Origin of the sequence: Psychroserpens sp. SPM9, from assembly GCF_025153525.1 — a bacterium.
Taxonomy (GTDB): domain Bacteria; phylum Bacteroidota; class Bacteroidia; order Flavobacteriales; family Flavobacteriaceae; genus Psychroserpens.
The window spans coordinates 63,080-76,014 of the sequence record NZ_JANZNR010000004.1 but is presented as its reverse complement, the minus strand read 5'-3'; the positions used below and the strand labels follow the sequence as shown (position 1 = coordinate 76,014).

Genomic DNA, 12,935 nt, shown 5'->3' with positions numbered 1-12,935 from the left:
AACTAATCATTTCTTAACATAGGACGAGTCTAAAGTGGATGGAATTGTATTTATTTGAGTAACATTTTTTTTATTAAACTAATTTGCCCCAAATGGTAATAAGCATGTTCAATTAAACCATCAATGTTACGCTCATAACTACCATATTTTATATCTACAAAAGGCTCGTAAAGCTGTGTTTCAGACAATTGTCTGACTAAATCTATCAATCTTTCAGAATCCTCCCAAAACCTTGTCAAAAAAGTAGTCCAGGCTGTTTGAGATGCCATCGGTGGAAAATCAAAACTAAATTGATCACGTATATCTAATGTACCACCTTCAAACACGTTTTTCACCCCATTCACATAATAATGAACATGTTGCGCTAAAATTGCAATGGTATTTAAATTGTCTACTTGGGTTGTTGCAACTTTCCAATCTAAATTGGTTAACTGCGTCTTATAATTTGTATTTGCAATCCATAAGCCGTCCAGTAAAACTTCTTTTAAGCGATTGGCTAGAATAGATGTTTTTTGCATGAGTGTAAAAATTGAACAATTAAGTATAAAGGTAGTTAGTATGCTTAAAAAGCACAATAAAAATATTAGGTATATTATCTTTTTTACTCTACATTATTGAAAATTGTTCAGAAGGCTTACTTCAGTTTAAGCTCTGCCTAGTGTTTTTCTATAAAGCTGCTTTTTTAATTTGACTAAAGACTATTTTAAGTAGTGTTTTCTAAATAATTTTCAATTTATTTAAATTATAATTTACATACCTTTGCCAACCATGCAGAAACCGGTAAACATAAAGAATAAAAAAGCTAAGTTTGAATACGAGATTCTCGATACGTATACGGCTGGTATTGTCTTAACCGGAACCGAAATCAAATCCATAAGAGATAGTAAAGCCTCTATTGCTGAAAGCTTTTGTGAATTTAATGATCGCGGAGAATTATTCGTTATCAATATGACGATTCAAGAATATGTCTTCGGAAATTATTACAACCACAAACCAAAAGCCGAACGCAAACTTTTACTCAACAAACGCGAACTCAAAAAGTTAGAAAAGGAAGTCAACATCAAAGGAAATGCAATCATTCCACTTCGCTTGTTTATCAATGAAAAAGGGCTTGCTAAACTTGATATTGCCTTAGGAAAAGGTAAAAAACTCTACGACAAACGCGACACCATTAAAGATCGTGATAACAAACGCAACCTGGATCGCATTAAGAAAATTTATAAGTAATTTAGGATAGTTTAACAATTGCAACTTGGTTTTATCGTTAAGTTTGAATTTGTTTAGGCAACCATTCTTCGGAATATTACGTCTATATTAATAAGAACCATCAATCAAACTCTAAATGATTCTAAAACTACGCTTCGCATTAGTATTCGCTTTAATTAGCTTTCAAAGTTTTTCTCAAATCACAGGAACGGTTACAGATAGTAACAATCAACCGCTGCCATTTGTAAATATTTATATTGAAAACACTTATATAGGCACTACCAGTAATGAAGAAGGCAACTACGAACTCAATATAAAACAAGCTAAAAATTATACGGTCGTTTTTCAATTTTTAGGCTATAAAACGGTTAAAAAAGAGGTTGAAATTACGAGTTTCCCCTTTACACTTGATACGGTTATGGTTGATGAAGAAATCTCACTAAATGAGGTGGTGATCAATTCTGAAGAAAACCCAGCTGATAAAATTATTCGTGAAGCGATTGCTAAACGCAAGGAAAACCTTGAAAAAATAAAAAGCTATAAGGCTGATTTTTATTCTCGCGGACTCATAAGAATTAAAGATGCGCCCGAAAAAATAATGGGGACAGAAATAGGCGACTTAGGTGGTGGACTCGATTCTACAAGAAGTGGTGTAATTTACTTATCGGAAACTATTTCTAAACTCGAATTTTTAAGACCTAATAAACTCAAAGAAAAAATATTAGCTTCTAAAGTTAGTGGTGATGACAATGGCTTTAGTTTTAACAATGCTATAGATGTTGAATACAATCTCTATGAAAAAACGATAGAACTAGGCAACCTGATCATATCACCAATTGCCAACAATGCCTTTGGATATTATCGTTACAAACTTGAAGGCGTATTTTATGACGACAGAGGCAATCTCATCAATAAAATAAAAGTAACACCCAGACGGGAAAATGATCCTGTGTATGAAGGTCTCATTTATATTGTTGAAGACCAATGGACGATTTATGCAGCAGAATTAGATATTACAGGCGTTCAGGCTCGAATTCCTGCGGTTGATAAAATTAGAATTACTCAAAACTATTCGTTTTCAGAACAGGATGCTATTTGGGCAAAAATTTCTCAAAATATCGATTTTAAATATGGTATCTTCGGAATAAAAGGTGATGGCCGATTTACAGCTGTTTACAGCAATTACGAGTTCAATGCAGGTTTAACACCTAATGATTTTTCTAGAGAAATCGTCTCCTTTGCTAATGAAGCAAATAAAAAAGATTCTATCTTTTGGAAATCGGTAAGACCTGTTCCTTTAACTGAGGAAGAAATTACAGATTACATCAAAAAAGATAGCATACAAGTGGTAAGAGAATCTAAAACTTACCAGGATTCTGTAGATACAGTAAAAAACAAATTTAAACTAGGTGACATTTTTGGCGGTTATACCTATACCAATTCTTATGAGAACTGGAGTGTTGGTGTAACGTCTCCAATTCAAGCCATTAGCTTCAATACCGTTCAAGGTTGGAATGCTAATGTTGGTGCTTTTTACAGAAAAAGTTATGATGATTACAAACGGTATATTTCAATTAGTGGTAATATAAATTACGGCTTTAGTGAAGACCGATTAAGAGGCTCAGTATCGGCCACTTATAAATTTAACGATACCAGCCGACCGTTTATAACACTTTCGGGTGGTGTGGTAACCCAACAATTCAATCCTAGCGAACCTATTTCTAGCGGATTAAATACCGGATTTTCATTATTCTCTGAAAAAAACTTTATGAAAATTTATGAAAAGAGTTTTGCTCAAGTTGCCTATTCTAATGAGTTGTTTAATGGATTCCGACTTGGAGCAACCTTAGGTTATGAAAGACGAAAAGCCTTATTTAATACTACAGATCAAGCTTGGTACCCAAAAGACGACAGGGATTATACCAGTAATAATCCTCTTGATGAAACAGCTTATGGTATAGCGCCTTTTGCAACGCATAATATCATGAAACTTAATCTCTCTGCCAGAATTAATTTTGCACAAAACTATTTGAGTTATCCTGATAGCAAATACAATATCCCAAATTCTAAGTATCCAACGGTCATTTTAGGTTATGAAAAAGGCTTCTCTTCTTCCATTGATGCTTATGATTTTGATCAAGTTAAAATCCGTGTTACTCAAGGGCTTAATGTTGCAGACAAAGGTCGTTTGAGATACAATTTAAAAGCGGGAAAATTCTTTAATGCCGATGATATAGCCTTTGTAGATTACCAACATTTCAATGGAAATCAGACCAATTTTGGAGAAGGTTCCTACCTCAATGTGTTTAATAATTTACCGTATTATACGGCAAGTACGAATGATTCCTATTTAGAAATGCATGCCGAACATGATTTTAATGGTTTCCTCCTCGGAAAAGTGCCACTCTTAAAAAAGCTAAATTTCAATTTGATTGTAGGCGCTCATGCTCTGGCAACTCCAGATAACAATCCGTATCAAGAATACAGCATAGGTTTAGACAATATTGGTTGGGGAAAATTTAGATTTTTACGATTAGATTACGTACGTTCGTATCAAAGCGGATTTCAAAGTGATGCCATAATCTTTGGTCTGAAATTCTTTTAACCTTAGCGATCATGAAAAAACTAATTCTATTTTTTGTTCTAATGAGTACTTGTGTGTATTCTCAAAACAAAACAGATTACACCAAGCATGTTGAAAGTTTAGACAGCACTATCGAAACCTTGTATCGTGTGATTTCGGGAGATAAAGGTGTGGCTCGTAACTGGGAATTATTCAACTATTTGTTCCATGAGGATGCGAAGCTCATTCCGACAGGACCATCTAAAGAAGGCATAATGACAGCGACCTATATGTCTACAGATGATTATATAAAACGTGCTGGCACTTGGCTTGAAGCTAATGGTTTTCATGAAGTTGAAATCAGCCGAAAAACCCAAACGTTTGGAAACATCACTCAAGTTTTTAGTACTTACGAATCCTTTAAACAAAAAAGTGACACCCAACCTTTTATGAGAGGCATCAATAGTATTCAATTATTATATGACGGGAAGCGTTGGTGGATTATCAATATCTACTGGCAACAAGAAACAGATAAGCATCCTATTCCGAAAGAATTCTTATCAAAAGATTAGTCTTTTACAAGCTTAAAATTGCCCTGAACACCTTCTGCCGATACGTTTAAAAAATAAATGCCTGAAGCAAGCCCAGAAGTCTCAATTTCTGACTGGTTTTTATAGTGACTGATGAGTTTTCCGAAGCTATCATAAAGCTTTACCTCAAACTTAGTCAACTGAGATGTGATAGTTAATATATCTTGAAACGGGTTTGGACCTACGGCAATTGAAACGCTATCAACATCAGCAACACTTAACAAATCACAATCAGGATTTACTGTAGATGCTGTAGAAAACGAACCGTTAGTTACCGACCAATCTTCCCAAGTTGCACCTTGCTCATCCGACCAGTTTGTTAGGTCAAAATAATTATCGGCTGCATAGGTTCCAGGAATTTTAGCTACTTTAAGCGCTTCACCTCCTTGATTCCAGGTTAATGCTTGTCCGTCGACACAAGTTTCCGGTAAATAATCACCAACACAATGCGATTGCAAAAAGTAAGCATACTCAGGATAATCGGGATATTCGCCATATACATAAGCGCGACCCGAACTATCAATGCAAACAGCTGTATACTCGTTGCAGGCAATTCCAAAAGCACGTGTGTTATTATCGGTAGCATAACGTGCTAAAAATGCCGCATGACGCGCACGTCTATCAGGGTCATCGTAATGCGTATCGGTAATCACATGTTCTAAAAACGGAATCTCTAAAAAGTCATTATAACCAAGTGTCATCCGATTATGATACGGATTTGATAAAGCCTGAGCATTGGTTACGGTTCCGTTTTCAGCAGAAAAATAACCACCTCCTAAAATGGCCATTCCGGCACTGGTTCCTCCTATGACACCTTGCTTGACGTTGATGAAAGTATTGAGAACATCCTCCATCGCATTGTCTTTAAAATAACTCACATAATCATATTGATCGCCTCCAGCAAACCAAATCGCTTCGGCATTTGCTACTTTTTCTAATACATAGGGCTGTAATGCTCCAGAAGCATTATGAATCACAAAAGTTGTTACAGAATTGATGGTTACTCCTAATTCTGAATACATATAATCATTATAACCATCACTTCCTGAAGCTCGTAAAACCACCACATCGCCACCATTAGCTTTTTCTAAAAACCAAGTCATGGCATCGTCATTTTCGCTGGCGCCACCCATCATACAAATACCAAATTCATGATTAGTAACCACATCGGTAGCACTTCCTGTGGCATATTCGGTGTAACTCTGGGCAACACCAAAATAGGACACAAGCATAAAAAAACATGTAATTATTCTCATAGAGCATTATTATTTAGGAGTTTCTAACCAAGCGCAACAAGACAAAACTAATTTTTATCTTCTAAAAGTGGGACAAACCGAAATTCACCAAATTCGTGCTTTTCAAATTCTTTGGGACCTTTTCTAATAAACAAGGTCATTACTTGCACTTCGTCACCCACAGGAATCACTAAGCGTCCGTCAATTTTCAGCTGACTCAATAAAGGTTTAGGCACAAATGGAGCACCAGCAGTCACAATTATACTGTCAAAAGGCGCTTCAGATTCTAAGCCAATATAGCCATCTCCAAAAATAAGTTTTTTAGCTCTGTAACCTAATTTTGGTAAGAACTTGCTCGTTTTTTTATAAAGTTCATTTTGACGTTCAATACTAAATACTTTAGCACCTAACAAGCACAATACAGCTGTTTGATAGCCGCTTCCTGTTCCTATTTCTAAAACAGTATCACCCGATTTTACCTGCATCAATTCGGTTTGAAATGCAACCGTATAAGGTTGAGAAATGGTTTGATCGGCAGCAATTGGGAAAGCTTTGTCTTGATAAGCATGATCCAGAAAACTAGAATCCATAAATAAATGCCTCGGAATCTTACCAATAGCATCTAATACTTTTTTATCTGTAATGCCTTTCGCTTTTAATGTCGCTACTAATTTTTGTCTCAGGCCTTGGTGCTTAAACGTGTCTTTCAAAGTCGTTAGGTTTTCTATGCTAAAATAACTGAAACATTTTTATACTGAAAGTTAAAATGAATCGAATTATCAAATTGTCAAAAACTCCGATTATTTATCATTGAATTCACATAAAAAAACTCCGAAAAATCTTATTTTTGTTGAAAACGTAAAACTATGCTAAAAGCAGGCGTACTTGGTGCAGGGCATCTAGGTAAAATTCATTTAAGACTTCTCAATCAATCTGAAAAATATGAACTCGTAGGGTTTTATGATGCAGATGAAACTAATGCCAAAAAAGTAGAAGCCGAATATGGTTACAAATACTTTAATTCTATTGATGCACTTATTCAAGCTGTAGATATGGTTGATATTGTTACACCCACCTTATCACATTATGATTGTGCTAAAAAAGCGATTTCATTTGGCAAGCATATTTTCATTGAAAAGCCCATTACAAATACGGTTGAAGAAGCCGAGCATATAAGAGAATTATTAGCAAAGCATGATATTCGAGGTCAAGTTGGTCATGTAGAACGTTTTAATCCTGCATTCACTGCCGTTAAAGAACAAATTAAAAATCCGATGTTTATTGAAACGCATCGTTTGGCAGAATTTAACCCGAGAGGCACAGATGTTCCTGTGGTACTCGACCTCATGATTCACGATATTGATATCATATTGAGTGTGGTTAAGTCTAAAGTGAAAAAGGTATCGGCAAGTGGCGTTTCTGTTATTAGTGACACACCAGATATAGCCAATGCGCGTATCGAATTTGAAAACGGATGTGTTGCCAACTTAACCGCTAGTCGTATTTCATTAAAAAATATGAGAAAAACCCGTTTCTTTCAAAAAGATGCGTATATCGCTGTCGATTTTCTGGAAAAGAAATGCGAAGTGGTTAAAATGAAAGATGCTCCAGAAAACCCTGGAGACTTTGATATGATTCTTCAAAATGCTGAAGGCATCAAAAAGCAAATCTATTTTGACAATCCAGAAATTGCTAATAATAATGCCATTTTAGACGAACTGGAAACTTTTGCAGATGCTATTAATAACAACACAACCCCTATTGTAACCTTACATGATGGTACAGAAGCGTTACGTGTTGCAACTCAAATCATCAATCAGTTTTAACACTAAAAAGGCCATGAAAAATTACCTGTTGTTAACTCTAATTATTTTTATCCTGTTCCCAGCTTGCAACAGCCATAAAAAAGATGTGGTTGAAAAAATAAATCCCTTGGAAGGATCTTGGAAAATGCAAGAGATTCATTATATCTATGCCGATACCACTTATGTTGGAGAAATCACCTACGGAACACTTTTATTTGCACCAAAACGATACAGTCTGTTATATAATCCTTGGACAACAGAACGAAAAGCATTCGATACTTTGTCTAAACCCACAGATGCCGAAATTAAAGCGGCCTTTCAATCTATTGTGTTTAATTCGGGAAGTTATACTTACACAGACTCCACAGTGACGACTACTGCAGATATGGCAAAAGTACCTGGTTTTGAAGGCGGAAAACAATTTTACAATTATAGTATTAAAGCTAACAACTTAGACATTATGATGTTTGACGAAACCTATCCCGATGGTAACAAACCTGAATGGTCTGGCAAGTTGAAAGTCTTATTTAAAATGAAAAAAGAATAACAAAACATATATAAATGAAAAATGTAGCAGTAATTGGAGCAGGAACTATGGGCAACGGAATCGCCCACACCTTTGCTCAATCTGGATTTAAAGTACAACTTATAGATATTAGTGAAGCCTCGCTTCAACGTGGTATGGCAACCATTACCAAAAACTTAGACCGAATGGTCGCTAAAGAGAAAATTTCGGAAGCAGACAAACAAGCCACACTTGACAATATCACCACATTTACAGATATGACTGCTGGTGTAGAATATGCCGGACTTGTTGTTGAGGCAGCTACCGAAAATATCGATTTAAAGCTTAATATTTTCAAGCAATTAGACGAAGCTTGCGGTGAAGACACCATCTTAGCGACCAATACATCATCTATTTCTATCACTCAAATAGCCGCAGTAACCTCGCGTCCCGAAATGGTGATTGGAATGCACTTTATGAATCCTGTCCCAATTATGAAATTGGTTGAGATTATTCGTGGTTATAACACCAGTGATGCTGTGACAAACACTATCATGGAACTATCTAAAACCTTAGGTAAAACTCCAACCGAAGTCAACGATTATCCTGGATTTGTTGCCAACCGTATTTTAATGCCAATGCTTAACGAATCTATTGAAACCTTATACAATGGTGTTGCGGGTGTTGAAGAAATTGATACTGTTATGAAATTAGGAATGGCGCATCCCATGGGACCTTTACAGTTGGCAGATTTTATTGGATTAGATGTGTGTTTATCTATATTAAATGTGATGTATGATGGCTTTAAAAATCCGAAATACGCTCCTTGCCCCTTATTAGTAAATATGGTAAGAGCCGGAAAATTAGGCGTGAAATCTGGTGAAGGTTTTTATGATTATTCGGAAAGCAGAAAAGCAGAACAAGTCGCTAAACAGTTTCTGAAGTAAAATAACTTTAGGCAATAGTGATCAAAAATTCGCGTTAATTTTAACTATGAAGCACGTCTTTGTTTATTGTTTTATACTATTATCAGCTTTAGCTTGCAAAAAAAATGAAACAGTAAACGACGTCCTAAAACCTTCAGAAAACAAAGACATTATAATTGATACTGTCAGCATTTCCGAAGCAAAAACCAATGTTAGTATCCTATTTAAAAACAATTCAGAATACGTATCTGATGGTTTTGACTTTCCGGTTGGTAAACCCAATGCTCGTGGTTATTATAATGCACAAAAATTTCAGAAAAATAATCATTTAGGAGACGACTGGAATGGTGTTGGTGGCGGAAACAGTGATTTAGGTGATCCTATCTATTCTATTGCAAATGGCTATATTAGTGACGTAAAAAATTATGAAGGTGGCTGGGGACATGTTGTAAGAATCATCCATCAAGTTGACGGAAAGCTGTTCGAATCCCTTTACGCGCATTGTGACAGTACGCTGGTCACTCCAGGTGAATTTATAAAAAAAGGAATGCAAATTGCCACCATCGGAAATTGTAACGGATTATACTATGCGCATTTACATCTCGAAATAAGAGATGTTGTAGGATTAGATATTGGGCCTGGATATTCGGAAGATACCACAGGCTATGTAGATCCTACAGAATTTATAATAAAACACAGAAATTAAGTAATGTTAACTCATTTTTTTCTAAAATTTACGACTTAATGTATGGCTAAAATACGTCCGTTTAAAGCAGTAAGACCCACGCGTGATAAAGTTAGTTTAGTGGCGTCACGTTCCTATCAAACTTATACGCAAGCCGAACGTGAAGCGCGTTTAGACTACAATCCGTTTTCATTTTTACATATCGTGAATCCGGGTTATAAATACGCCCGAGAAATCACAGGAACCGAACGCTATCAATTGGTTAGAAATCGCTATCAGGAATTTAAAGAAGACCATGTCTTTGTTCATGATGATGCCGAAAGCTATTACATCTATAAAATTGTTGATAGAGATGGCCAGGTTTTTAATGGCATTGTAGCTGCTGCGAGTGCTGAAGATTATGAAGCTAATGTGATAAGAAGGCATGAAGACACCATCGAATACCGCGAACGCATTTTTAAAGATTATCTCAAAACGGTAGGCTTTAATGCAGAACCCGTCCTTCTTACCTATCCAGATAACCAGGTTATTTCTACCATTATAAAAGACCTACAACAAACACGTGCTGAGTTTGAATTTACAACAACCTATCGGGATACACATTACCTTTGGAAATTAGACCAACCCGAACGTATTGAAATTATACAAAAAGAATTTGAGAACATGCCAACCATTTACATTGCAGATGGTCATCATCGCTCGGCATCCTCCTATTTACTTTATAAAGACGAAAAAGCCCTAAATACCAATCATACGGGAAAAGAATCGTACAATCAGTTTATGACTTTTTTAATCCCAGAATCAGAATTACGTATCAACGAATTTAATCGCTTAGTTAAAGATCTGAATGGATTAACTAAAGAAGAGTTTTTAATACAACTGGATACCATTTTCAGAATAGAAAACAGAGGGATTATGCCTTATAAACCGTCAAAAAAACATCATTTTAGTATGTATTTAGATGGCGAATTTTATTCCTTATACCTTCGGAAGTCACTCTATGATTTTAAAACATCTTTGGATGCTTTAGATGCTCAGATCCTCTATAAAACCATTTTACAACCTCTTTTAGGTATTGAAGATTTACGCAACGATGTACGAATTGATTATATCAACGGAAAAAAAGACATCATCAATGTAAAAGATAAAATCGATCATGGCGAGTTTGCTGTGGGTTTTGGTATGGTTCCTGTGGATATTCATGAAATGAAACAGATTGCTGATGACGGACTCAAAATGCCGCCAAAAAGTACATTTATAGAACCTAAATTAAGAAGTGGTGTTACCATTTATGAATTTTAATGTATGAGTATTCAAAATAATTTAAATACAATCCTTTCTCAAATCCCTGAACATGTGACGCTTGTAGCTGTCTCTAAAACCAAACCTATTAGTGATTTAATGGACGCTTATAATGCTGGTCAGCGTATTTTTGGTGAAAACAAAATTCAGGAGATGACCGAAAAATATGAACACATGCCTAAAGACATTCAATGGCATATGATTGGTCATGTACAACGTAACAAAGTGAAATATATGGCTGAGTTTGTAAGCTTGATTCATGGCGTTGACAGTTTAAAATTACTTACTGAAATAAATAAACAAGCCAAAAAACACAACCGAGTTATCAACTGCTTGCTTCAGATTAAAATCGCTGAAGAAGACAGTAAATTTGGAATGTCCAGTAATGATGCTAAAGAATTATTATTATCTGAAGACTTTTCAGAATTAAAAAACGTTAGAATTACCGGTGTGATGGGAATGGCTACTTTTACAGATAATAATGCTCAAATTGAACAGGAATTTAAGCGTCTTACAGCTACGTTTGAAACCCTTAAAACCATTGATACATCTTTAGAAATCATCTCTATGGGAATGAGTGGTGATTATTCATTAGCAATTGATTGCGGAAGTACTATGATTCGGGTTGGAAGTAGTATATTTGGCAGTCGAAATTATAATAACTAACACTGTTATTTGTTATAAAGCAATACATAAAACAATAATATAATGCTTTGTGCCTCAGAGCCTCTGCAAGAAAAAAAAGCAAGAAAATTTACGCAATATTAGACATAGAAACTACAGGTGGAAAGTACAATGAAGAAGGCATTACAGAAATAGCTATCTATAAATTTGACGGTCATACAGTTGTAGACAAATTTATAAGTTTGGTTAATCCTGAACGTGAAATTCAACCCTTTGTAGTTAACCTCACAGGTATAAATAGCAATATGCTTAAAAGCGCTCCAAAATTTTATGAAGTCGCTAAACGCATCGTAGAAATCACTGAAGACTGTATCATTGTGGCTCACAATGCGCAGTTTGATTATCGCATTTTACGAACCGAATTTAAACGCTTGGGCTTTGGTTTTAAACGAAAAACCTTGTGCACTGTTGAGCTCTCTAAGCAATTAATTCCTAATCAGGCTTCCTATAGCTTAGGAAAATTAACCCGAGCTTTAGGTATTCCTGTAAGCGATAGACATCGCGCCAATGGAGATGCTATGGCAACAGTCAAACTCTTTAAAATGTTACTCTCCAAAGATTTGGAAAAACACATTATTAAAGACCATGTTAAAACAGAAATCGTCAAACGCCTTAACGATACTCATAGAACAATTATAGACAAATTACCTGCTGTTACTGGTGTTTACTATATCCATGATGAAAATGGAGATATCATCTACATAGGAAAAAGTAAAAACATCAAACATCGCATTAATCAGCACTTAACCAATACCAGTACAAAATCTAAAAAATTACAGTTACTCGTTAAATCGGTAACCTATGAAGCTACAGGAAGTGAATTGGTTGCTTTACTTAAAGAAAGTGAAGAAATTAAACGCAATAAACCTATTTATAATAGAGCTTTAAGACGAACTATATTTACACATGCGCTCTACAGTTTTATCGACGACAATGGCTATATCAACTTAAAAATTGATAAAACTTCAATGGACAAAAAACACATCACGAGCTTTAGTAATATGCAAAGTGCTAAAAGTTTTATGTTTAGAGTGGTCGAACAATACGCACTTTGTCAAAAATTAACCGGTCTCTATCCCACTAAATCCAATTGTTTTAATTACACGATCAAAAGTTGTCATGGAGCATGTATTAATGAAGAACCTCCTGAAAGCTACAACAAACGTGTTAAAGAACTTATCGCAAAAAACAGCTATGACAATAAAAACATGGTGATTATAGACCAAGGTCGAGATATTGATGAAAAAAGTGTCATCTATATAGAGAATGGTGTTTTTAAAGGTTTAGGCTTTTACGACCTCAACCATCAAATTAATAATATAGACGTTTTAGAATCTATCATCACACCAATGGAAAACAATAGAGATACACAGCACATTATTCAAAGTTATTTGAGACGAAATAAGCGTTTAAAAACAATCTCTTTTTAACACT

At 35.2% G+C, this 12,935-nt stretch carries 13 protein-coding genes; 10 read left to right on the top strand and 3 right to left on the bottom strand.

Features of this window, described 5'->3' with window-relative positions; genetic code table 11:
* Positions 1-50: 50 nt before the first annotated feature.
* A complete protein-coding gene (locus tag N4270_RS09320) occupies positions 51-518 on the bottom strand; it encodes a DUF1572 domain-containing protein (protein ID WP_260096778.1) in 468 nt (155 codons plus the stop codon).
* Between the two features lie 250 nt (positions 519-768).
* Here N4270_RS09320 and smpB point away from each other — a divergent pair, with 250 nt between their 5' ends.
* The 3 genes from smpB (at position 769) to N4270_RS09305 (ending at position 4,341) form a co-directional block, all read left to right on the top strand.
* Positions 769-1,227, top strand: coding sequence for an SsrA-binding protein SmpB (gene smpB / locus N4270_RS09315; protein ID WP_204345414.1), 459 nt, complete (start codon positions 769-771; stop codon positions 1,225-1,227).
* A gap of 115 nt (positions 1,228-1,342) precedes the next feature.
* Positions 1,343-3,811, top strand: a complete 2,469-nt coding sequence (locus N4270_RS09310; protein ID WP_260096776.1) for a DUF5686 and carboxypeptidase regulatory-like domain-containing protein — start codon at positions 1,343-1,345, stop codon at positions 3,809-3,811.
* Positions 3,812-3,822: 11 nt separating this feature from the next.
* A complete protein-coding gene (locus N4270_RS09305) occupies positions 3,823-4,341 on the top strand; it encodes a hypothetical protein (protein WP_260096775.1) in 519 nt (172 codons plus the stop codon).
* Here the strand turns inward: N4270_RS09305 and N4270_RS09300 are convergent.
* Together N4270_RS09300 and N4270_RS09295 are read right to left on the bottom strand one after the other, a co-directional pair.
* Positions 4,338-5,615 carry a T9SS type A sorting domain-containing protein gene (locus N4270_RS09300; RefSeq protein ID WP_260096774.1) on the bottom strand — a complete coding sequence of 426 codons (1,278 nt, stop codon included), beginning with the start codon at positions 5,613-5,615 and terminating at the stop codon, positions 4,338-4,340. The two genes, N4270_RS09305 and N4270_RS09300, sit on opposite strands and share 4 nt — an antisense overlap.
* A gap of 47 nt (positions 5,616-5,662) precedes the next feature.
* Entirely contained in the window at positions 5,663-6,304 is a 642-nt protein-coding gene (locus N4270_RS09295) for a protein-L-isoaspartate(D-aspartate) O-methyltransferase (RefSeq protein ID WP_260096773.1), read from the bottom strand.
* A gap of 156 nt (positions 6,305-6,460) precedes the next feature.
* Here N4270_RS09295 and N4270_RS09290 point away from each other — a divergent pair, with 156 nt between their 5' ends.
* The 7 genes from N4270_RS09290 (at position 6,461) to N4270_RS09260 (ending at position 12,931) form a co-directional block, all read left to right on the top strand.
* Entirely contained in the window at positions 6,461-7,420 is a 960-nt protein-coding gene (locus N4270_RS09290; RefSeq protein ID WP_260096772.1) for a Gfo/Idh/MocA family protein, read from the top strand.
* A gap of 13 nt (positions 7,421-7,433) precedes the next feature.
* Entirely contained in the window at positions 7,434-7,946 is a 513-nt protein-coding gene (locus N4270_RS09285) for a lipocalin-like domain-containing protein (RefSeq protein ID WP_260096770.1), read from the top strand.
* A gap of 14 nt (positions 7,947-7,960) precedes the next feature.
* The gene (locus tag N4270_RS09280) at positions 7,961-8,851 is read left to right on the top strand and encodes a 3-hydroxybutyryl-CoA dehydrogenase (RefSeq protein WP_260096768.1); all 891 of its coding nucleotides are present in this window, start codon (positions 7,961-7,963) and stop codon (positions 8,849-8,851) included.
* 46 nt (positions 8,852-8,897) lie between these two features.
* Positions 8,898-9,536 carry a M23 family metallopeptidase gene (locus N4270_RS09275; RefSeq protein ID WP_260096766.1) on the top strand — a complete coding sequence of 213 codons (639 nt, stop codon included), beginning with the start codon at positions 8,898-8,900 and terminating at the stop codon, positions 9,534-9,536.
* Positions 9,537-9,578: 42 nt separating this feature from the next.
* On the top strand, positions 9,579-10,817 hold the full coding sequence (locus N4270_RS09270) for a DUF1015 domain-containing protein (protein WP_260096764.1): 1,239 nt from the start codon (positions 9,579-9,581) through the stop codon (positions 10,815-10,817).
* A gap of 3 nt (positions 10,818-10,820) precedes the next feature.
* Positions 10,821-11,483, top strand: coding sequence for a YggS family pyridoxal phosphate-dependent enzyme (locus tag N4270_RS09265; protein WP_260096762.1), 663 nt, complete (start codon positions 10,821-10,823; stop codon positions 11,481-11,483).
* Between the two features lie 86 nt (positions 11,484-11,569).
* On the top strand, positions 11,570-12,931 hold the full coding sequence (locus N4270_RS09260; RefSeq protein ID WP_260097107.1) for an exonuclease domain-containing protein: 1,362 nt from the start codon (positions 11,570-11,572) through the stop codon (positions 12,929-12,931).
* Positions 12,932-12,935: the final 4 nt, after the last annotated feature.

Coding starts and splice junctions, on each gene's coding strand:
- N4270_RS09320 (WP_260096778.1), bottom strand. CDS start 518: ATGCAAAAAACATCTATTCTAGCCAATCGCTTAAAAGAAGTTTTACTG.
- smpB (WP_204345414.1), top strand. CDS start 769: ATGCAGAAACCGGTAAACATAAAGAATAAAAAAGCTAAGTTTGAATAC.
- N4270_RS09310 (WP_260096776.1), top strand. CDS start 1,343: ATGATTCTAAAACTACGCTTCGCATTAGTATTCGCTTTAATTAGCTTT.
- N4270_RS09305 (WP_260096775.1), top strand. CDS start 3,823: ATGAAAAAACTAATTCTATTTTTTGTTCTAATGAGTACTTGTGTGTAT.
- N4270_RS09300 (WP_260096774.1), bottom strand. CDS start 5,615: ATGAGAATAATTACATGTTTTTTTATGCTTGTGTCCTATTTTGGTGTT.
- N4270_RS09290 (WP_260096772.1), top strand. CDS start 6,461: ATGCTAAAAGCAGGCGTACTTGGTGCAGGGCATCTAGGTAAAATTCAT.
- N4270_RS09285 (WP_260096770.1), top strand. CDS start 7,434: ATGAAAAATTACCTGTTGTTAACTCTAATTATTTTTATCCTGTTCCCA.
- N4270_RS09280 (WP_260096768.1), top strand. CDS start 7,961: ATGAAAAATGTAGCAGTAATTGGAGCAGGAACTATGGGCAACGGAATC.
- N4270_RS09275 (WP_260096766.1), top strand. CDS start 8,898: ATGAAGCACGTCTTTGTTTATTGTTTTATACTATTATCAGCTTTAGCT.
- N4270_RS09270 (WP_260096764.1), top strand. CDS start 9,579: ATGGCTAAAATACGTCCGTTTAAAGCAGTAAGACCCACGCGTGATAAA.
- N4270_RS09265 (WP_260096762.1), top strand. CDS start 10,821: ATGAGTATTCAAAATAATTTAAATACAATCCTTTCTCAAATCCCTGAA.